At 52.6% G+C, this 19,982-nt stretch carries 17 protein-coding genes; 10 read left to right on the forward strand and 7 right to left on the reverse strand.

From position 1 onward, the window contains the following. Position 1 precedes the first annotated feature (1 nt). The 3 genes from NXS13_RS06990 to NXS13_RS07000 all read right to left on the reverse strand — a co-directional run bounded on the left by NXS13_RS06990 (position 2) and on the right by NXS13_RS07000 (position 4,879). On the reverse strand, positions 2-397 hold the full coding sequence (locus tag NXS13_RS06990; protein ID WP_259158618.1) for a DUF2752 domain-containing protein: 396 nt from the start codon (positions 395-397) through the stop codon (positions 2-4). A gap of 3 nt (positions 398-400) precedes the next feature. Continuing rightward, a complete protein-coding gene (gene leuS, locus NXS13_RS06995) occupies positions 401-3,253 on the reverse strand; it encodes a leucine--tRNA ligase (protein WP_259289535.1) in 2,853 nt (950 codons plus the stop codon). A 606-nt stretch (positions 3,254-3,859) separates the two neighbouring features. After that, a complete protein-coding gene (locus tag NXS13_RS07000) occupies positions 3,860-4,879 on the reverse strand; it encodes an HtaA protein (protein WP_259079561.1) in 1,020 nt (339 codons plus the stop codon). A gap of 447 nt (positions 4,880-5,326) precedes the next feature. Between NXS13_RS07000 and NXS13_RS07005 the strand changes: the two genes are divergently transcribed. Genes NXS13_RS07005 through trpA form a run of 6 tightly spaced genes read left to right on the forward strand, consistent with a single transcriptional unit; the run spans position 5,327 to position 12,042 of the window. Next, positions 5,327-6,892 carry an anthranilate synthase component 1 gene (locus NXS13_RS07005; protein ID WP_259158614.1) on the forward strand — a complete coding sequence of 522 codons (1,566 nt, stop codon included), beginning with the start codon at positions 5,327-5,329 and terminating at the stop codon, positions 6,890-6,892. Then, entirely contained in the window at positions 6,889-7,515 is a 627-nt protein-coding gene (locus tag NXS13_RS07010) for a glutamine amidotransferase-related protein (protein WP_259289536.1), read from the forward strand. Before NXS13_RS07005 ends, NXS13_RS07010 begins: the two co-directional genes overlap by 4 nt. Positions 7,516-7,531: 16 nt before the next feature. Next, a complete protein-coding gene (gene trpD, locus NXS13_RS07015) occupies positions 7,532-8,554 on the forward strand; it encodes an anthranilate phosphoribosyltransferase (RefSeq protein WP_259289537.1) in 1,023 nt (340 codons plus the stop codon). Continuing rightward, the gene (gene trpCF / locus NXS13_RS07020) at positions 8,544-9,971 is read left to right on the forward strand and encodes a bifunctional indole-3-glycerol-phosphate synthase TrpC/phosphoribosylanthranilate isomerase TrpF (protein WP_259289538.1); all 1,428 of its coding nucleotides are present in this window, start codon (positions 8,544-8,546) and stop codon (positions 9,969-9,971) included. Before trpD ends, trpCF begins: the two co-directional genes overlap by 11 nt. Before the next feature lie 29 nt (positions 9,972-10,000). Continuing rightward, complete coding sequence (trpB, locus tag NXS13_RS07025; RefSeq protein ID WP_259079533.1) at positions 10,001-11,239, forward strand: tryptophan synthase subunit beta; 1,239 nt, start codon at positions 10,001-10,003, stop codon at positions 11,237-11,239. Next, positions 11,236-12,042: a tryptophan synthase subunit alpha gene (trpA, locus tag NXS13_RS07030; RefSeq protein WP_259289539.1), complete on the forward strand. Its 807-nt coding sequence runs from the start codon at positions 11,236-11,238 to the stop codon at positions 12,040-12,042. The genes trpB and trpA overlap by 4 nt, the downstream gene beginning before the upstream one ends. 65 nt (positions 12,043-12,107) lie before the next feature. Here the strand turns inward: trpA and NXS13_RS07035 are convergent, their stop codons facing one another. Next, positions 12,108-13,601: a DUF1846 domain-containing protein gene (locus NXS13_RS07035; RefSeq protein ID WP_259079518.1), complete on the reverse strand. Its 1,494-nt coding sequence runs from the start codon at positions 13,599-13,601 to the stop codon at positions 12,108-12,110. A gap of 143 nt (positions 13,602-13,744) precedes the next feature. Then, entirely contained in the window at positions 13,745-14,992 is a 1,248-nt protein-coding gene (locus tag NXS13_RS07040) for a dicarboxylate/amino acid:cation symporter (protein ID WP_259158607.1), read from the reverse strand. 284 nt (positions 14,993-15,276) lie between these two features. Between NXS13_RS07040 and NXS13_RS07045 the strand changes: the two genes are divergently transcribed. The 4 genes from NXS13_RS07045 (at position 15,277) to NXS13_RS07060 (ending at position 17,699) form a co-directional block, all read left to right on the forward strand. Then, positions 15,277-15,714, forward strand: a complete 438-nt coding sequence (locus tag NXS13_RS07045) for an SdpI family protein (protein ID WP_259079508.1) — start codon at positions 15,277-15,279, stop codon at positions 15,712-15,714. A 304-nt stretch (positions 15,715-16,018) separates the two neighbouring features. Beyond that, positions 16,019-16,363, forward strand: coding sequence for a Rieske (2Fe-2S) protein (locus NXS13_RS07050; protein ID WP_396124771.1), 345 nt, complete (start codon positions 16,019-16,021; stop codon positions 16,361-16,363). 5 nt (positions 16,364-16,368) lie between these two features. Then, a complete protein-coding gene (locus tag NXS13_RS07055) occupies positions 16,369-17,331 on the forward strand; it encodes a bile acid:sodium symporter family protein (protein WP_259079505.1) in 963 nt (320 codons plus the stop codon). A gap of 47 nt (positions 17,332-17,378) precedes the next feature. Then, positions 17,379-17,699: a hypothetical protein gene (locus NXS13_RS07060; RefSeq protein ID WP_259079504.1), complete on the forward strand. Its 321-nt coding sequence runs from the start codon at positions 17,379-17,381 to the stop codon at positions 17,697-17,699. Positions 17,700-17,750: 51 nt separating this feature from the next. Here NXS13_RS07060 and NXS13_RS07065 read toward each other — a convergent pair whose 3' ends face one another. Continuing rightward, on the reverse strand, positions 17,751-18,347 hold the full coding sequence (locus tag NXS13_RS07065; RefSeq protein ID WP_259158640.1) for a YqgE/AlgH family protein: 597 nt from the start codon (positions 18,345-18,347) through the stop codon (positions 17,751-17,753). A 79-nt stretch (positions 18,348-18,426) separates the two neighbouring features. Further along, entirely contained in the window at positions 18,427-19,839 is a 1,413-nt protein-coding gene (locus tag NXS13_RS07070) for a CCA tRNA nucleotidyltransferase (protein ID WP_259079660.1), read from the reverse strand. Positions 19,840-19,982 lie beyond the last annotated feature (143 nt).

Below are 19,982 nucleotides of genomic sequence, written 5' to 3' on the forward strand. Positions count from 1 at the left end.
TTTATACCTGCAACTCAGGCACTACTAGGCGCAGTATAAACCACACCACAAAGCCACCGGCTAAAAGCCACCATACCCAGCGCTGTGAGGTCCATGTCGGTATTCTGAGCGCGAAGGTCTTCGCTAGCCAATAAAGCCAGGCCCACGCCGCGAGAACAAGCACCACAAGGCCATAAGCATTCATTGCTAGGGCCTTGGCGATATCGAGGTGGAGTACATAGTAGAGCATCCGGGTGCTACCGCAGATTGGACAATTAAATCCAAATAACGCCTTCGACGGGCACAGGGGGGCACGCGGTGCGGTGGGATCGATGAGTACGAGCGCGATACATCCCATCACGCCTGCCCCCAGAACGAGGAGCGGACCTAGGGGGCGCTCCTCGAGGGGTAGAGACATGAGTTATTTCACCACAAGATTGACCATGCGACCGGGCACGACGATTTCCTTGATAATGTCCTTTCCAGCTATATGCTGGGCGATCGTCTCGTGGTTACGTGCGGCTGTAATGACAGCGTCCTGATCGGCGTCAGCCGCGACCATGATGCGGGCGCGTACCTTGCCGTTAATTTGCACCGGCAGTTCCACCTCGTCATCGCTGAGCCATTTCTCGTCATAGGATGGGAATGGTTCGAAGGCGATCGTAGAGTCGTGGCCGAGTCGCTGCCACAATTCTTCAGCGATATGCGGGGCTAATGGGGCAATCATAATAATCAAGGGCTCCACGGCCTGGCGGGGCACCGCTCCCTTATAATTCTTGGTGAGGAAGTTGACGTACTCGATCGACTTCGCCACCACCGTATTCAGGTGCAGGGCCTGATAGTCCTCAGTAATACCTGCGATCGTACGATGCAGAGTTTTGGTGGCTTCATCGGAAAGCGCCTCGGCGGTCACCGCGAGCTCGCCGGTATCCTCATGAACAACCAGGCGCCACAGGCGCTGCAAGAACCGCTGCGACCCCACAACATCCTTTGTTGCCCACGGACGGGAGGTATCCAGGGGGCCCATCGCCATCTCATACACACGGAGAGTATCCGCGCCAAAATCATCGCAGATTTCATCAGGAGATACCGCATTCTTCAGCGATTTGCCCATTTTTCCGTATTCCTGATGAACCTTTTCTCCCTGGTAGAAGAATTCACCATCGCGCTCGATGACATCGGCAGCAGGCACGTAGACGCCGCGCGAATCGGTATAAGCAAATGCCTGAATATACCCTTGGTTGAAGAGACGACGATAGGGCTCAAAGGAACTGACATACCCTAAGTCAAAGAGAACTTTGTGCCAAAAGCGAGCATAAAGCAAATGGAGGACCGCGTGCTCCACGCCGCCTACATAAAGGTCAACGCCGCCACAATCGCCCTCCCACTGCGGGCCGGTCCAGTATTTCTCATTCTCAGGATCGCAGAATGCCTGATCATTCTTAGGATCGATATAGCGCAATTGGTACCACGAGGAACCTGCCCATTGCGGCATCACATTGGTATCACGGCGATAAGTTTGAAGGCCATCGCCTAGATCGAGCTCCACATTCACCCAGTCCTCTGCCTTCGCGAGCGGTGGCTGAGGGGCAGAATCGGCATCGCTCGGGTCAAAGGTCGCGGGCTTATAATCCTGAACCTCGGGCAAGACTACCGGTAGCTGGGATTCTTCTAAGCCGTGGGGGATACCGTCAGAGTCATAGACAATGGGAAAAGGCTCGCCCCAGTAGCGCTGCCTGGCAAAGAGCCAATCTCGCAGCTTATACTGCACCTTAACCTCGCCGATGCCCTCAGCCATCAACCAATCAGTGGCTTTTTTAATAGCCGCATCCTTGCCCAGGCCATTGAGATCCAAGCCGCGTTGATTAGCCGAATTGATATGTGGGGCATCGGAGGTAAAAGCCTCGGTGGAAATATCGCCGTCGAGCACAGGCACGATATCAAGACCGAAAGCGCGGGCGAATTCATAATCCCTTATATCGTGCGCAGGAACTGCCATAATCGCACCCGTACCGTAGCCGGTGAGTACATAGTCAGCGATGAAGACGGGGATATCGGCGCCGTTGACCGGGTTAGTGGCATAGACACCGAGGAAAACGCCCGTTTTCTCCTTATTTTCTTGGCGCTCTACATCCGATTTTGCGGCAATATCAGCGCGATACGCAGCGACGGCTGCAGCGGGATCATCAGTTCCATAGGTCCAGCGCTCATCAACGCCTTCATAGCTTGGGTTCCCAGTTGCGAGCAACGTGTCAACGAGCTCGTGCTCGGGAGCAAGAACCATATAGGTAGCACCAAAAAGGGTGTCGGGGCGGGTGGTGAATACGCGAATCTTATGATTATGGCTTGTAAAATCGAGCTCTGCCCCGCGAGAACGTCCGATCCAATTGCGCTGCATGCTCTTGACCTTCTCAGGCCAATCAAGCAGCTCTAAATCATCGATAAGGCGATCAGAATAGGCGGTGATACGCATCATCCACTGCACCAATTTCTTGCGGAAAACTGGGAAGTTACCGCGTTCGGATTTGCCCTCCGCGGTGACTTCCTCATTTGCCAAAACAGTGCCCAGCCCGGGGCACCAGTTGACCATCGAATGTGACTGATAAACGAGGCGGTATTCGTCGATGACGTCGGCCTGTTGGATTCGGTCGAGTGCTGTGTAATCGTGGGTGTGAAATTCCTCAGCCAAATGCGCTGGAATCTCTCGTTGGCCGGATTCTAGTAGGGGGATCAGTTCCGCTATGCGGCGAGCTTTATTTTCGTGGGGATCAAACCACGCATTGTAGATTTGGAGGAAGATCCACTGGGTCCACCGGTAGAAATCTTCATCGGTGGTGGCAATCGAGCGGCGCTTATCGTGACCTAATCCCAGTCGATCAAGCTGACGTTGCATATTTGCAATCGACTCTTGGGTTTTTATTGCTGGGTGAGTTCCCGTTTGGATTGCATACTGTTCTGCCGGTAGACCGAAGGCATCATAACCGAGAGTATGGAGAACATTTTTGCCTTGCATCCGGTTAAAGCGGGCATAGACATCTGTTGCGATATATCCGAGAGGGTGGCCTACATGTAGGCCCACACCTGAAGGGAAGGGGAACATATCTTGAACGAAAAGCTTATCGGCTTTAAGTTCGCCCTCACCAGCCAAGGCACCCACGGGGTTCGCTGCGTTGAAGGTTCCATTCTCGCGCCAGTATTCTTGCCACTTCTTTTCAATGAGGCCAGCTAGTGCGGGGGAGTAGCGGTGTGCGGGAATCTCACTCGGATTAGTCATGTGTCATAGTCTAATACGGCAAGAGAATTCGGTGTTAGTACGTGTTAGTACTAATTCTCAGGCTTTTTCACCCGAATGGCAGTGGAGAAAGGCAGCGACTACTTCCCCGCATCGCGGGGATATCAGCAAATTTGGAACCTCACCGAGAGCTCACGCCTGTAGAGAGTGATAACTCCGTTTTACGGCGATCGACGCTGTGCATCTCACTCATCCACTCTGGCGGCTGAGGCCTCGACCACCTCATTTCTCCATCTCATGCCCGAAATCTATGCGCATATCATGATCAATCTGGGGCCTTTAGTTCAAGACCCCAGATTCGACCGGCAGAAGGGTGAGGTAGTCATAATATCTCTGGTACGAGTGCAATAACGCGTCCTTTGTCTACCATAAAGTTGAGATTTGAATTGAGTACAATCTAAATGGAGCTGATGCCTCAAAGCAAACCATGTTCATTTTAGCTAGATTTATCCTCACTGAATGCCACTGATATAACAGATGAGACAGCGCGAGGTCCCATATCCGCGGGCTAATGCTACCTCCTGCACTGACTCTCCACCGCACACGTGAAAAAACCGCTCAGTATCACTGTAGTAGAGCCCAAGCTCGCTAGGAAGCAAAAGTGAGGGTAGCTAAATCAATGATGCCGTGATGCAGTGTTTGCGTTCCGCTAGCTGCGTCGACATGTCCGATAACCGTCCGCTGCATGCTATCAGTGCCCAGATTGAGACCACGCGAAATCTCAGCACTCACGCTATATCCACCCTCGCGACGAGGATGTAGCCACGGATTGGCCACGGCTACTTCTAAAGTTGAGAATTTAGCCTTCAAGAGCACCACGCCCTTATAGCGAATAACCCCATCGGGCTGATCGGCCTCCTTTGTGTAGCTAACCTCATCGTCGGTGCGATCAGCGCCCTCGCGCGTACCGATTCCACCCCGAAGTGCGGAGGTGACTGCTTCCATGCCAGAGGCATCAACGAGCAAATCACGGGTCGGAATAGACGTGCGCGGCCCAGGGCTTGGATCGAATGGGATGGGGATAAAAAGTTCTTCGTCTGGATTTATACTTGCAGCAGCAGCATAGGTATAGACTCCGTACTGATCGCCGGCGGTAGTCGCTGGTGGGTCGACGACAATACGGGCAACAAAGCTGCCGTCATCGTGCATAGGCTGTGCCACTCGAGCAAGTACCCTGCGCATATCTACAGGGAAGTCCGGCACGGCCGCGAGACTAGATTCGGTGAGCATCCACGCCATACGATCATGGGGGTGCTGGCGCGCCGAACTTGGGGCTTTCTCGGACGGTTTCCAGTCGTTGGCCAATCCCGAATAAAGAACATAGACACCGTTAGGAACCCCAGGAGGAATGGGGAAAATAAAACCGCCGCGGTTGGCACCAGGGTCAAACCCGCTCCCATGAACATAAAGGATATCGCCGCGATGTACTGGCTTAGTGATGGGATTACCGTTCTCATCGGTCACTGAGATCGAAGGATGGGCCTGAATATCTGAGTGCGGAAAGACGTTGAGATCATCTGGAACCACAGGAAGAGCTGTGGCCGGTGCAGCTGTGTTGAGTGCTACCGAGAGGACACCCACGAGGGCATAAGTAATTAAACGTCGCATGAGCTCGAGGATAATCTATTGAGCTGTTAAATCCTAGAGATTTCAGTCACCGCGTGAGATGTCACTAGCTGTCACGGATCAGGCTCGTTACGTCAGTGTGACGAAAAAGGTTAAGGGTAAACTATAGGTCGTGGCATTATTCGAGTGGCTTCTCGCCAAACTTTTCAACCAATAAAACCACCCCTATTAAGGAAAAAGAATTGCCAAGAGCCCGGGGAGACATGTAGATTACGTGTTAATGAATACGATGAAGAATTTCTGGTGGCGCCCGTAGTCCGCGGGCTCTTCGTTGATTCTTTATTAAAAATATCGGCCCTCGGAACCAGCCATAGTGTTGTTGGTGGGGGTCTTTTTTGTACTCACTGCTAGCAGCATTACAGCGATTCCTATGAGTTCAAGAAAGTACCCCATGCACACTTATCTCAATCCCAAAAGCAGGTGCTCTGAATGATCAGCACCCACGTAGAGAAAGTCGAATACCGAGACGATGCCGCTGGACTCTTTCAGTTTCTGGGAGCCACCGTACGCGATGATTCCGTCCTCCTTGAAGGCGCAGATATCGCCTCGAAGAAGAAAACGACGTGTCTGGCCATCATCAGAGGAGCTGCTCGCGTCACATGTTCTGGCCCTCGGGTGAGTATCGAGGCGTTATCCGATATAGGGTGCCATATTATTGACGATCTCGCTGTGCAATTATCAGACTATCGCTGTGAGCACTCATCGGATCTGCTAGTAGTAGAATTCCCCCCAAGCAATGAGATTGATGAGCGAGCTCGTCTTCTCGCCATCAATAATACCCACGTACTCAGACTGTTGGCCCTTCACGCCTCCTACTCGGGTCAGATCCTTCCATTTTTGGCTGGGGGATTTGCCTTCGATCTTTTAGAAACTTTTGAAGAGCTGCCACCGGTTGCTATGGGTCATAATAGCTACCCCGATTATCAATTCCTCGTAGCTGAAGAGATATTACGAATTAATCATCGCGAGCGCACCGCTGATATTGAGGTCCTTGGCTTAAGTGCGGAGGCCGCCACACAGCGTGCTTTGCAGCTGAAGGAACAGATTAGCCACGCACCGCAGCATTTTCCCTCGGATGTTCCCCCCGTCGGCGAAGAAGAACCGTTGCAAGCACGAGCTGATCTTAGTGACAGTGTCTTTTGTGCTCATATCGCACGGTTAAAGGAGGCAATTTATTCTGGGGATATTTATCAGGTTGTCCCGGCCCGCACATTTACTCTCGAATGCCCGGATGCTTTTGCAGCCTATAAAGTACTGCGGGAAACGAATCCGTCACCCTATATGTTTTATGTGCGCGGAAAAGAAAGTGCCGCGGGGGAGAGCTTTGAACTCTTTGGAGCGTCACCGGAATCTAATCTCACTTTCGATCACAGGAGCCGAGAGGTTCAGCTTTATCCCATCGCGGGCACGAGACCCCGAGGTCTCAATAGCGATGGCAGCATTAACGAGGAGCTAGATATACGCCAAGAATTAGTCATGCGCACCGACGCAAAAGAAATAGCTGAGCATATAATGCTCGTGGATCTCGCCCGCAATGACCTCGCCCGTGTGTCCATCCCCGCCACCCGCAGGGTAGACGAACTCTTGCACGTCGATCGGTATTCGCGAGTAATGCATTTGGTATCGCGAGTGACTGCAACGCTTCATCCTGAGGTCGATGCTTTAGATGCCTACCGAGCATGTATGAATATGGGAACACTCACAGGAGCGCCGAAACTGCGTGCGGTGTCCCTCTTGCGCGAAGTTGAGCAGCAGCGCCGTGGCTCCTATGGAGGTGCATTAGGGTATGTGCGCGGTGACGGCAGCTTGGATAGTTGTATTATTATTCGATCGGCTTTTGTCAAAGATGGCCAGGCGGCGGTACAGGCGGGTGCTGGGGTGGTTCGAGATTCCTCGCCTCAAGCCGAGGCTGACGAGACGGTGCACAAAGCATATGCGGTGCTGGATGCTATCGCACAAGCCGCAGGACGAAAGCTAGAGGTGGAACGTTCATGACCATCCGGATTGTTCTCATCGATAATCACGATTCTTTTGTCTATAACTTGGTCGACGCTCTCAGTGATTATGGATGCATCGTCTTTCGCAATACGGTGCCGATTGAACAGGTCCTGCAAGCCCAACCCGATCTCATCTGTCTATCTCCAGGGCCTGGTTACCCAGCGCAGGCAGGCAAAATGATGGAGCTCATTGACAACTGTATCGGTCGCATTCCGATTCTTGGTATCTGCTTAGGATTCCAAGCGCTCGTGGAGCACTGTGGTGGCCGAATAGAACCCTGCGGTCCCGTCCATGGCACCACAGATCTGATGGAATTAAGCCCAGCAGGTGAAAAGAGCCCCCTCTTTCACGGTCTGGGCCTCGAGAGGATACCGGGAGTTCGCGGCGACAAAGTCACGGTTCCGGTAGCGCGCTATCACTCTCTCGGAGCGGTAACCGTACCCACAGGAATGGTATCTCTTGCTACTGCACCCTCGGATATTGGCCCTGTGGTCATGGCCGCTATCACTGAGGATCAGCGAGCTATCGGGGTGCAATTCCATCCCGAATCTATTCTCACTCCGCAAGGGCCTGAGATCATTGATCGCATGATCTCGCTCTTATGCCGATCATCGTCTTAACGAAGGATCTCAACTCATGACAACTATGCACGAAAGATTTGTCGCTTTTTTAGATAACCCAACCCCCTCTGTCCAGGAAGTGGCCGAGGTATTCGCCCCGTTAACGGTCGGGGAGTACGACGATATCCATATCGCAGCACTTCTTGCTACTATTCGGACGCGGGGTGAAACCTATGCGGATATCGCTGGAGTAGCTCGGGCCTTTTTAAAGGCAGCTCGCCCGATTCCTATTTCTGGCGAGGGTGTGCTGGATACCGCTGGTACTGGAGGCGACGGTCTCCATACCATCAATATCTCAACTGGAGCCTCATTGATCGCCGCCGCGGGTGGTGCGAAAGTGATTAAATGTGGGAATCGCTCCGTCAGCTCACAATCTGGATCGGCGGATGTCCTCGAAGCATTAGGTATCCCCCTCGATCTCGATCCTGAACGGGCCATACGTCAATTCGAATCCTCGGGCTTCACCTTCCTTTTTGCTCCCGCCTATCATCCAGCGGTGGCCCACGTTGTACCTGTACGCACCTCATTAAAAATTCCCACTATTTTCAATACCATTGGTCCGATTCTTTCTCCGGTACAACCCGAGTTTCAGCTCATGGGGATCGCTAATCCGGCTCTAGGGGGTATGATCGCCCGAGTATTTCGAGATCTAGGTCGCAAGAGAGCTATGGTTGTCCACGGTGGGGGAATGGACGAAATTGCCCTACACGCGCCGACTACAATATGGGAGTTACTACCCGATGGCACAATCGACCATTATGAACTCTCACCAGAAGACCTGGGATTAACTCGCCGCCCCATTTCTGCGTTACGTGGGGGCGATGCCACTGCGAATGCTGCCTTCCTGCGCCAGGTATTCGCCGGACGCGGTAGCGCAGCACACCGAGATGCCCTGTGTGCATCAGCTGGTGCCATATTCTATCTCCACGGTCAGGCCCAAACTTTTAAGGAAGGCGTTCAGCGGGCTCAGGCGCTTCTCGATGATCAGGTCGTCGATCGCTGGTTGGACCTTCATGAGAGGGCAGATTATGGACGCTAAAATGCCCACTATCCTGGAAAATATTGTGCGTTCACGGCGCCATCAACTGGCTGATATTGCCTCCCGCATCCCAGGGATAGAAAATTCTTCACTGCCGCGTTCGCAGCGGAGTCTAGAGCTGAGTCTGAGCCAACCCGGCGCGCAGTTCATACTAGAGTGCAAGTCTTCTTCCCCTTCCTTGGGTCTTATTCGTTCTGAATATCGTCCGGGGGAGATCGCACGGGTTTACTCCCGGTATGCGGCTGCGATCTCGGTCTTATGCGAGCCGAGCTTCTTTGGCGGAGATTATGATCATCTCGCAACTGTCAGCGCGAGCACCCATCTTCCGGTCCTGTGTAAAGATTTTATTATCGACGAAATCCAGATAACAGCTGCGCGTTATTTCGGTGCGGATGCCGTCCTCTTAATGCTGAGCGTTCTAAGCGATGCCGAGTACCGCTTACTTGCTCGCCGAGCCACTGAGTTAGGAATGGATATTCTCACGGAGGTCGTCAACGCCGATGAGGCTAGGCGAGCCCTTCACCTAGGGGCTCGGATCATAGGGGTGAATCACCGCAACCTCCACGATCTTAGTATCGATCTCACCCGCTCAGCCCGCCTACGTGAAATCATTGGCGATCGCGCGGTGGTGGTTGCTGAGTCCGGAATTCGCGATCATCGAACAGTTCGCTCCCTCGCCGCCCACTCCGACGCTTTTCTCGTGGGCTCTCAGCTGACCTCCCAAGAAGATATTGACCGAGCCTGCCGCTCCTTGATCTACGGCGACCATAAGGTATGCGGTCTGCGTTCACCTCAGGTAGCTGAGGTCGCCCGCGCCGCCGGGGCGAGGTACGGAGGTCTCATTGTTGCCCCCTCGAGTCCACGCAATGTTTCACGTGAAACATCGCAAAAAGTCATAACAAATGAACCTGGCCTTGACTATATCGCGGTCACGACCGATACCGAGAACTGGCCAGCCTTTGATAATGAGGGGTTTTACGCAATCCAACTTCACGCTCCCTATCAGGGTTCGCTGGAAAAAGAGGAGTCACTCGTTCAACGGGCCCGAGATCGCTATGGGGACGGGCTCTTTGTTTGGCGCGCCGTCTCTATGACCTCACCACAGGGACCACAGCTAGCTCGCAATTTAGCGCCGCTCGTCGATCTTCTGGTCCTCGATGCGCATCACGGTGGCAGTGGCCTTAGCTTCGACTGGGCGCGAGTCCCCAACGATATAGCGCATCACTGTCTCTTGGCAGGCGGTATCTCTGCTGACCACCTCGATGATGCCCTCGCTGTGGGAACACGAGGTTTAGATTTCAATTCCGGACTCGAATACCCGCGCGGGAGCGCGTACCAGCACCATAAGAACGCTGCACTCATCAAGGATATCTTCACCTCTATCCGCCGCTATGCCAATCCCCTCAACCCTTTTTAAAAACCCAAAACCTACCCGAATGGACATCCATGACTATCCAAGCCTCACAGCTCCCAGCCTATTTCGGCGAATTTGGAGGACAGTTTGTCGCAGAATCCCTCATACCTGCCCTTGATCAGTTGGAGCAGGCTTTTATCCACGCCCAATCGGACCCCGATTTTCTCGCTGAATTTCAGCGCTATCTCAAAGACTATCTCGGTCGCCCCACTCCGTTGACCGAGTGCTCGAATCTTCCATTGACGGGGAAACAGTATGTCAGGATCTTCCTCAAAAGAGAGGATCTTCTCCATGGGGGAGCTCATAAAACAAATCAGGTAATCGGCCAGGCTCTCCTCGCAAAGCGCATGGGGAAAACGAGGATTATCGCCGAGACGGGTGCTGGCCAACACGGGACCGCAACGGCGCTCGCGTGTTCTCTGCTAGGTCTGGACTGCGTGATCTATATGGGTGCCCATGATATCGCCAGACAACAACCGAATGTTTACCGAATGGAGCTGATGGGGGCTCAAGTTATTCCGGTTCATTCTGGCTCTGGCACCCTCAAGGATGCCGTCAATGAAGCACTGCGAGATTGGACCGCTCACTTTTCCACTTCTCACTATCTTCTCGGTACAGCGGCCGGTCCACATCCTTTCCCGACTATTGTCAAGGAGTTCCACCGAGTGATTTCGCGCGAGGCCAAGGCTCAGATTATCGAGCGCATAGGAACGCTGCCAGATATGGTTGTTGCCTGCGTGGGTGGGGGATCGAATGCCATAGGCATCTTTGCTGATTTTATCGATGAGCCCTCCGTGGCTCTAGTCGGCGCCGAACCAGGGGGTAAAGGAATCGAGTCAGGACTTCATGGAGCCACCATCACCCACGGCTCTGAGGGAATTTTGCATGGAACGCATAGTTATTTGATGCGCGATGCTCATGGGCAGGTTTTAGAATCGTATTCCATCTCCGCTGGGCTTGATTACCCTGGTGTCGGTCCCGAACACGCCCATCTGGCCAAAACGGGGCGGGCCCAGTATATCCCTGTCACCGATGCTGAAGCTTTAGAAGCTTTCCAGTTACTCAGTCGCTATGAGGGGATCCTCCCGGCCTTGGAATCCAGCCATGCCATGGCTTATGCCCTGAAGGCTGCCGTGGAAGCGGAGAAGGAAAGGAAGTCGCTAACGATCGTGGTATGCCTATCTGGTCGCGGCGATAAAGATATTGATCATGTGCGCCGTATCCTCTCCGAGCATCCCGAATTATCGATCACAAAGGAGAAAATGTCATGAATCGCTACGAGGCCCTCTTTGAGCGATTGGGTTCCGAAGGTGCCTTCGTCCCTTTCTTTATGCTAGGCGACCCTGACCTTGAAACCTCACTCGATATTATCCGCACCGCTATTCGCCACGGTGCCGACGCTCTCGAACTCGGGGTACCTTTCTCTGATCCTGTCGCCGATGGTCCTACCATCGCCGCCGCACATCTGAGAGGCCTGAACGCCGGCGGCACCATTGAGGTATGTCTGAGCTTAATTCGCCGTATTCGCGAGGAGTTCCCCGATATCCCTATAGGAATGCTCGTCTATAGCAATGTGGCATTTAGCCGTGGTATTGACGCGTTCTATCAAGAATTTTCAGATGCTGGCGCTGATAGTATCCTTATGCCAGACCTTCCTGTTAGAGAATCTTTGCCCTTTGTGCGCGCAGCCCACGCAGCACATATCGCCCCCATCTTCATTGCTCCCGCTCAGGCCTCAGCGGCAACCCTTGCCGAGGTCGCTCAACTATCTCAAAGCTATATCTATGCCATCTCCCGTGATGGAGTCACGGGTACCGAGCGTACCGCCCAGATGACGGGCCTGAAGGAAGTTGTGGAAAATATCGCCCGTTTCAATGGCCCACCCGTACTCCTAGGATTTGGCATTTCAAAGCCGGAGCATGTGACGAATGCTCTGGCAGCTGGAGCTAGGGGAGCGATAACTGGTTCTGCCTTAAGTTCCATTATTGCTACCTATCAGGGTGATCAATCACGTGAGGATCTCCTTGCACAGTTAGGTAGCTATATCGCGAAGATGAAAGCTGCGACGATCTGACACTAAATGTTTCACGTGAAACATTGAAAACCCCATGGCCCTTCGGTGCGGGCCATGGGGTCCCATTAACGCTTTTGATATAAACTCTTGCGTTGAAATTGCGGATCGGAGGTTACCAAGATCCCTAAATTGCGGAAGATGCTCTCGTCAACGGAACCGAGAATCGTAGTGGTATGGACATCACATCCCTCTAAATGCTTGAGTTGATCGAGAGCGGCTTTCGCTTGCGTATCACTGCCAGCAGAAACAGATAGCGCGATCAGCACCTCATCTGTATGCAATCGAGGGTTGAGCGATCCTAAATGATCCGTTTTAAGAGACTGAATAGGCTCAATGGACTGCGGCGACAAAAGGTGCACCTCATCGTCGATCCCCGCCAAATACTTCAAGGCATTGAGAAGCATGGCAGCAGAGCAGCCCAACAGGGGAGACGTGGCCCCTGTAATAATGGTGCCATCGGCTAATTCGATCGCAGAACCTGGCTGACCGGTTGCGGCTGCTTTATCGCGCGCTGGTTGAACTACACGTCGATCCTCGACGCTGATACCCGCTTTAGCCATCACCACGGCGGCACGATCCGATTGGGTAGAATCCAGACCACCTCGGGCTTCGTCGACAAGCGTTTTGAAATAACGGCGGATAATCTCCTGATGAGAAGCCTCACGACACACCTCGTCGTCGGTAATACACAGACCGGCCATATTCACACCCATATCAGTTGGCGACTGATAAGGTTCGGCTCCTGTGAGACGTTTCAGGAGGGTTTTCAGCAATGGAAAAGCCTCGACATCGCGATTATAGTTCACGGTGTATTCCCCGTGGGCGGAAAGGTGGAAGTGATCGATGACATTCGCGTCATTGAGGTCTACCGTTGCAGCTTCATAGGCAAGGTTGACGGGGTGCTCGAGAGGGAGATTCCAGATAGGGAAGGTTTCAAATTTTGCGTAGCCGGCATTAATACCCAGGCGATGCTCGTGGTAAATCTGGGACAGGCAGGTAGCGAGCTTCCCGGAACCCGGTCCTGGCGCCGTCACAACAACGAGGTTTCTTGTCGTGGCGGCATATTCATTGCGGCCGAGCCCCTTCTCGGAGACGATAAGATCCATATCGGTGGGGTAGCCTGGAATGACACGGTGCTTGGCTACCTTGAGTCCCAAGCGCTCGAGGCGCTCTAAGAAAGAATGTGCAAGACGATTATCGTCTTCGAGTTGAGTCAGCACCACGTGCTCGACGAGGAAACCTCGATCCCGAAAGACATCCACGAGGCGGAGCACGTCGTCTTCATAAGTAATGCCAAGGTCGGCGCGAATCTTATGGCGCTCTAGATCCTTGGCATTGATACAAATAAGTATTTCGACGTCATCGCGAATCTCTTCAAGCATTGCGATCTTGTTATCGGGAGTGAATCCAGGGAGGACGCGTGAGGCGTGCATATCGTCGAAGAGCTTCCCGCCCATTTCGAGATAGAGTTTTCCGCCGATTTCTTCGCGACGAGCCTGAATATGTCGCGACTGCATTTCAATATATGCGCCACGGTCAAAACCAGTGTTTTTTGCCATGGACCTTTATTTAATCAGATTTACCCCATTTCTGTAAAGCAATAGAAAAATTGTTGAGGCCGCCTAACCCCACCTGAGAGTTGATGGCCAACAAAAAACACCCCAAGAGATCAGGGTGATCTCTTGGGGTGGGATGGTATCAGCTAGGACTTTGTATGCTCTTCGCCCGAAATAGCGAGCGCAAGGCCGAGATCGTCGCCCTCATCAAGCTCGCTGCGAACGATGGTGCCCTTGGCAAATTTATCAATCACCATGGCGATGGCACCGTCGCCGGTCACATTGCAGGCCGTACCGAAGGAGTCAATGGCAATATAGGCGGCAATCATTAGCGCCACCTGCTCATCGGTGAAGCCTAAATTGGACGATAGGAGCCCCACTGCCGCCATAATAGCTCCACCAGGAACACCCGGTGCGGCTACCATGGTCACACCCAGCATGAGGATGAAACCGAGGGCGAGCGGCAAAGGCAATGCCATACCATCGAGGAACATGATAGCGAAGGCGAAGAGCGAGATCTTCATCATGGAACCAGAGAGGTGAATGGTGGCGCAGAGCGGAACTACGAAGCCCGCAACAGAGCGGGAAACACCATTTTTCAGGGCTGATTCATAGGTAACCGGGATGGTAGCGGCGGAGGAGGAGGTGCCAAGCGCGGTGAAATAAGCCGGCATCATATTCTTCAGAGCGGTCAAAGGGTTGCGGCCGGTAATCGCACCCGCAAGCAGATACTGGATTGCCAGCAGTACAAAAGAGAAAACGATGGCCAAGAGCAGCACCTTGGTAAACGCCGAGAGAATATCTATTAAGTTGCCATTCATACCGAGGGAGAGGAAGAGGCCGAAAATATAGATAGGCAGTAGCGGGATAATAAAGCTAGCGATAACCTTCATCACAACACGCCGCAGATCAGCGACGGCCCCGTAAAGAGTATCCGACTTTACAGTGGTCATAGACACGCCGAGAACGAAAGCAAGGATGAGAGCAGTCATCACAGGCATAGGGGCGGGCATTTCGATCGAGATATACGCCGTGAGAGCGCCCTCATCGATATCAGAGACGCGAACTTCATCCTGATTGGCGAGCAGCCATGGGTAGATCAGCGTTGCGATACCCCAAGACATCAGACCCGAAATGACAGCCGAACCATAGGCTATACCGGTGGTGATTCCTAACCATTTACCGGCGCCGCGTCCCAGACCTGCGATAGAAGGGGTGATAAGGGCGAAGATAAGCACGGGAACAAAGAATCCGAGGAAACTACCGAAGAGCCCGTTGAAGGTGACGAAGACACGGGCTAGAGTCTCCGGGAAGAAGAGACTACAGATAATGCCCAATATGATGGCGACAATGATCTTGAAGAGCAGCGAGGATGAAATCCTGCGTAAGTCCATTGATATATTCCTATCTTTTATATACAAATGATTGTGGTACTGGAGGAGGATGGTGTTTTTCCATCCCGGAACCTGATCTAACTCAGCTTGGTGCCCGAGCGCACAAGTCCACCCTTAGGTTTTCAATCTAGCGCTCAATAGGTATTTTTCCTAGTCACGCTGGCTGCACACGTCAGCATAGGCTCCTCGCTTGCCCTAACTACCCCCAACGTACCCCCTTAATGCCTAGGTTGTGATCCGCCCCTCGCCGATTCTCCGACAGGTCTGAGTGATATAATTCCTCTATGTTTTTTCTCGGTCTTCTTGCGAGCGCCTGTGCTCTTATCGTGATCATGAGTGGCGTTCTGGCATGGACGAAAAATCTCCCCGGTAACCGATTTATTGGAATCAAGGTGCCAGAGGTACGTGCATCCAAAGACATCTGGGATCACGCTCACTCTCTGGCAGGTCCACTGTGGGTAGCTGCAGGAGTACTTATCGCAATTGGCTCCGCGCCGATCTATGGCGGACTGAGCTGGTTGCTCACCATCACCGCAGTTAGCTTTATTGGTGCTCTATATATGATTGGTTTGGGTAATTCTCTAGCAGCTCGTGCCGCTGGGATCCTCAGAAGCAATAAGGAGTCATCGTCTGGATGTTCGGGTGATTGTTGTGGGGGAGGAGCAAGTACCGCCATCGATCTCGAGGCTGTCCGCCAGGCGGCCAAAAGGTCTGATCAGTAACTGAAAAATATGTGAACCCACCGCGGGGTGGGTCTTTTTTTCTGTTCACAATTCAGCGACCTGGGGGTAGCGCACTGTGGCCTTATTTAGTCACTGTGACTAAATATAAAGGAGTCATAACCGCTGACCTTAGACCATCTTGATAATTGTGCGTCCAGATAACTGTCGCTTGACCATAGACGCGGCAGGGAAGGGAGTGGAGTATCGTGAGGACGCCCAAAAAAAGCATATAGGCGAAAAAAGTGAGATACTAGCAGTCATGACTACACCGAAATCTTCACCTGAATCAACCTGTTCGCGGCGCATCTTTCTCCTCGCCACCGCATCGACTTTTTCCGGTTTGGTCTTAACTGCCTGCGCTGGGAAGGCGCAAGAGATGGATATCAGCGACGTCCCTGTCGGCAGTGCGATCATACGAGATGGCATCATCCTCGCCCAACCTGAACCTGGGGTATACAAAGCCTATTCCGCCGACTGCCCACACCAGCACTCTCAGATCACCGAAGTAGACGGCGATCTTGTGCGGTGTCCAACTCACCATTCAGAATTCTCTATCGTCGATGGGGCAGTACTAACAGGGCCTGCTCGCGACCCCTTGAAGGATTTCGAGATCAGCACTGTGGGTACCACGGCCACTATTAGCGGTTAAAAGCTATGCCCAAAATTGATCCCCTTATCGTCTTAATTCTCCTAGCGGTGCTCGGCGCAGTGGTTTTCCCCATAAGCGGTACCGCCGCCGAGTACTTTTCCGCGGCCACTGCTCTGGCCATTGCACTTCTTTTCTTCCTCTACGGAGCTAGACTGTCCACTGCTGAAGCCCTCGAGGGGATCAAGCACTGGAGATTGCATCTGGTTATCGTTGTGTTTACCTTTGTCTTCTTTCCACTGATTGGCTTAGCTCTCAAACCCGTGGAAGCCATTATTGGAAGCCAGTTATATATCGGCCTCCTTTACCTCACGCTCGTTCCCTCCACGGTGCAGTCCTCGGTGGCATTTACCTCCATCGCGAAAGGTAATGTCGCTGGCGCCATCGTCAGCGCCTCTTTGAGCAATCTCTTGGGAGTGGTTCTAACTCCCGTCTTGGTGATGCTCACCATGACAACAACCACTACTCTGCGTATCGACGCCAGCGTTTTCTTCAATATCGCACTACAGCTACTCCTGCCCTTTATCCTAGGCCAGCTATCAAGGCCACTTGTAGCAGAGGTGGCAAAGAATAAGGCCACGAAGGTGGTTGACCGTCTTTCTATCGCGATGGTGGTTTACTCTGCCTTCTCAGCCGGCATGGTAACGGGATTGTGGGCGAGTATTAGTTATCGCGATATCATCCTTCTGATTGTCATCTCCATTGCAATAGTGAGTCTTACGCTTGCTCTCACGTACAAGGTGGGGCAAAGCTTAGGTTTTACCATGAGTGATACCCGCGCTATCCAATTTTGCGGTTCTAAGAAATCGCTCGCTACCGGCCTACCCATGGCGGCTATCATCTTCGGCGCCGCCAATATCGGAGTGCTCATCACCCCCCTGATGATCTTCCACCAGATTCAGCTCATGATGTGCTCGTGGTTGGCAGCACGATATGGCGCGCAGCTCGAACCCGATCACCACGTAAACTAGGGGTGTGGAACTTACCGCCATAAAGTCACAGAAGAAAAGGACCGTAGATGGATCAGCACTTGCTTTATATCCGACTGGACCTCACTATTGAGGGAGCTGGATCGGTTAGTCATATCGCCGAGTTAAAACCCTTAGACCCCACACAGTGTGAGCTGCAGCGGATCATCGAACTCGACCCCCAGGGTGTCATCCAGGGCGCTGGTTCTCCCGACTACGCTGCAGGGCTTGCTAGCACACCTAATAAACGTGTGCCTCATCCCGATACGTTTGACACATTTCCTGATATTGAGGCTTTTGACGTAACGGCCGACGAATTCTTAAGGTTATGGGAGGATGCCGTAACCAAATTCCCGGAACTCGAGAACTAACACACGTTTAAAGCCGCAATGTTTCACGTGAAACATTGCGGCTTTGTCATGTTAGTTCTCGTCTACGTCTAAACCTGGGTGCGTTGCAAGAAGGGGGAGCGGCATGGGTTGACGCCGCATAATATCACCCCACAAATCTACTGCACCTGGCGCGATGACATCGCTCGGCAAGCAGGGAGCAACATACCATTCTCCTTCAGCTATCTCAGCTTCGAGTTCACCTGGGGCGAAAAAATACGTACCTACAAAGATGCGCACCGCCTCGATATACTCAGCAATGCTTTCGGGCGCTAGGCCTAGATCCGCCAAGGCTATACGGTTAGTGATGCGCATCAGGCTAGAGATCTGAGAATTATCCACCTCGGGCTTTGTTACCGCCACTGCGATAGCCATCTCGGGATTCGTCGAACCCCCGTGGTACAGCGTCTGAGGCTTCGCTACCCACGGCTGCCAATCAGGACGCACCTCAGCAACGGCCATATCAGTGCGATGGTTCAGCAATACCCCGAGGGTCCCTTCAGTATCATGGCTAATAATTAGGATGACACCTCGATTCGCCTCATCGGAATCGGTATCGGGCGCTGCTACTAATACCTGCCCCGGATAAACCTCATTACGTTCAAGATTTGCAAAAATACGCTCTCGCATTGCTTCCGCCACAATCACACACCCTTAGTTATCAGTTGAGCCCCATATATGAGTCTCTTTTTCTTACCATTCTATGAGACTAGGAGGCAGACTGCCGTTCCTCCCACCACGCCAGCAAATACTTGCTAGCCAACTCTGGCTCCAGAGGGCCCAATTCCAACCGTAATTCCTTCAGATAGGCCCATGCTCGACCAACGTCGGGGCCCGGCTGTAAATCAAGCAAGTCCATAATGGCGTTGCCGTCAAGATCGGGGCGAACTCGGGCAAGATCTTCTTTTTCGGCAATCTCAGCGATACGCTCTTCTAGATGATCATAAATGCGTTGTAAACGCTGCGCCTTTTTCTTATTGCGCGTTGTGCAATCCGCTCGAACCAGTTTGTGCAGCCGGGGCAGGAGATCGCCAGCGTCATTGACATACCGACGCACTGCTGAATCAGTCCACTTACCTTCATTAAAGCCGTGGAAGCGCATATGCAGGAAGACCAATTGGCTGACCTGTTTGATCATCGCCTTCGAGTATTTCAGTGCCCGCATCCGGCGACGCACCAAGCGCGCACCCGCAACCTCATGTTGGTGAAAACTAACTCTCCCATTTTGGTCATAGGCCCTAGTCTCGGGTTTACCAATATCATGAACTAAAGCAGCCCAACGTAATACCAAGTCGGGGACTTCTTCTTGATCAATAGCTTGTCGTAACACCTGAAGCGAGTGCGCATAAACATCTTTATGCTGCTGGTGCTCATCTTGAGTCATGCGTAATTCTAATAACTCGGGATAGCAGTACTGGGCGAGACCAGTATCCACCATGACATCGACGCCTTCCCAAGGTATGCGACCGAGCATTAATTTATCTAGCTCCACCTGGATCCGCTCCGCGGTTATCCGCTCCAATTGGGAGGCCATCTGGGTTAAGGCATGACGCACTCGGGGAGCGAGTTCGAATTCCAACTGCGAGACAAAGCGAGCCGCACGCAACATCCGTAAGGGATCATCATGGAAGCTCTCCTCTGGGCTGGCTGGAGTATCGATCCTCCTTTGACTAAGGTCCTTAAGCCCACCCATGGGGTCATGAAAAATTAGAGAACCTTCCGCAGTAATTTCAACCGCCATCGCATTGCACCGAAAATCGCGGCGGATCAGATCCCCTTCCAGAGTCGATCCGAAGTGCACCACTGGATTTCGCGAGTGCCCATCGTAGAGATCAGCGCGAAAGGTGGTAATTTCAATTTGCTGTCCAGCCTTTTCGGCCGAGACGGTTCCGAAGTCAATACCGGTATCCCAAACCACATCAGCGTAGTCCTGTAAAATCTCAGAAACGATCTCGGGATGGGCATCAGTAGTGAAGTCCAAATCATTGCCCAACCGATTCATGAGCGCATCGCGCACCGATCCGCCCACGAGGTATAAGGTATATCCCCTTTGGTGAAATTTTTCGGCTAAGGGCACTATATCTGCAAAGAGCGGCTGCAGGGCTTTATTAAGTTGGCTAATTGCCGCCTCTGTGGTGAAGGGTAGTTCGAGGGTTTTCTGCTGATTAGGGGGGATAGTCACGCTGGGTAAGTCTACCGTGTTCGTGGTCTATGCTAAAGACAGATAAAATAATGCTCGACATTAAAAATACCAACGATGATATC

Source organism: Corynebacterium sp. ES2730-CONJ (assembly GCF_024834055.1).
Taxonomy (GTDB): Bacteria; Actinomycetota; Actinomycetes; order Mycobacteriales; family Mycobacteriaceae; genus Corynebacterium.

Bases quoted from the DNA above. Each gene is read 5' to 3' on its own strand.
- NXS13_RS07065 (WP_259158640.1), bottom strand. From the start codon at position 18,347: ATGCGAGAGCGTATTTTTGCAAATCTTGAACGTAATGAGGTTTATCCG.
- trpB (WP_259079533.1), top strand. From the start codon at position 10,001: ATGACTATCCAAGCCTCACAGCTCCCAGCCTATTTCGGCGAATTTGGA.
- NXS13_RS07055 (WP_259079505.1), top strand. From the start codon at position 16,369: ATGCCCAAAATTGATCCCCTTATCGTCTTAATTCTCCTAGCGGTGCTC.
- NXS13_RS07060 (WP_259079504.1), top strand. From the start codon at position 17,379: ATGGATCAGCACTTGCTTTATATCCGACTGGACCTCACTATTGAGGGA.
- NXS13_RS07045 (WP_259079508.1), top strand. From the start codon at position 15,277: ATGTTTTTTCTCGGTCTTCTTGCGAGCGCCTGTGCTCTTATCGTGATC.
- leuS (WP_259289535.1), bottom strand. From the start codon at position 3,253: ATGACTAATCCGAGTGAGATTCCCGCACACCGCTACTCCCCCGCACTA.
- NXS13_RS07000 (WP_259079561.1), bottom strand. From the start codon at position 4,879: ATGCGACGTTTAATTACTTATGCCCTCGTGGGTGTCCTCTCGGTAGCA.
- NXS13_RS07005 (WP_259158614.1), top strand. From the start codon at position 5,327: ATGATCAGCACCCACGTAGAGAAAGTCGAATACCGAGACGATGCCGCT.
- NXS13_RS07040 (WP_259158607.1), bottom strand. From the start codon at position 14,992: ATGGACTTACGCAGGATTTCATCCTCGCTGCTCTTCAAGATCATTGTC.
- trpD (WP_259289537.1), top strand. From the start codon at position 7,532: ATGACAACTATGCACGAAAGATTTGTCGCTTTTTTAGATAACCCAACC.
- NXS13_RS07010 (WP_259289536.1), top strand. From the start codon at position 6,889: ATGACCATCCGGATTGTTCTCATCGATAATCACGATTCTTTTGTCTAT.
- NXS13_RS07035 (WP_259079518.1), bottom strand. From the start codon at position 13,601: ATGGCAAAAAACACTGGTTTTGACCGTGGCGCATATATTGAAATGCAG.
- trpCF (WP_259289538.1), top strand. From the start codon at position 8,544: ATGGACGCTAAAATGCCCACTATCCTGGAAAATATTGTGCGTTCACGG.
- NXS13_RS06990 (WP_259158618.1), bottom strand. From the start codon at position 397: ATGTCTCTACCCCTCGAGGAGCGCCCCCTAGGTCCGCTCCTCGTTCTG.
- trpA (WP_259289539.1), top strand. From the start codon at position 11,236: ATGAATCGCTACGAGGCCCTCTTTGAGCGATTGGGTTCCGAAGGTGCC.